This window comes from Syntrophomonas wolfei subsp. methylbutyratica (assembly GCF_001570625.1).
Lineage (GTDB): Bacteria > Bacillota > Syntrophomonadia > Syntrophomonadales > Syntrophomonadaceae > Syntrophomonas > Syntrophomonas methylbutyratica.
On sequence record NZ_BBQT01000089.1, the window covers coordinates 1 to 301 of the forward strand.

Genomic DNA, 301 nt, shown 5'->3' on the forward strand with positions numbered 1-301 from the left:
GCGATGCCATTCCTATACAGATAGTTTTGTCATCAGAAATTATCCGAGGAGTCTAAAGCAGATTCCTCGGAGTTACAACACTTCAGAAGAATTATGGTGGATAAAATAATTGCTGGGATATGGACAATTATCTCAGAAGTCAGATAATTGTCCCGCCAGGATTAAGATGAATGTATTTTCTGAGTCCATATTGAAATTAAAAATTATCCGTAAATCCTCTAGCAGCTTGTTGGAAGCCATGTGAATCTCATCTAAAATGATAACAGGTGTAACCCGGCGCTCATAATACATGGAACCAATC

General features: G+C 37.9%; 1 protein-coding gene. It reads right to left on the minus strand.

Annotated elements, in window-relative coordinates; translation table 11 throughout:
- Window positions 1–132: 132 nt before the first annotated feature.
- On the minus strand, window positions 133–291 hold the full coding sequence (locus tag AWB54_RS16465; RefSeq protein WP_268873659.1) for an AAA family ATPase: 159 nt from the start codon (window positions 289–291) through the stop codon (window positions 133–135).
- Between the last annotated feature and the right edge of the window lie 10 nt (window positions 292–301).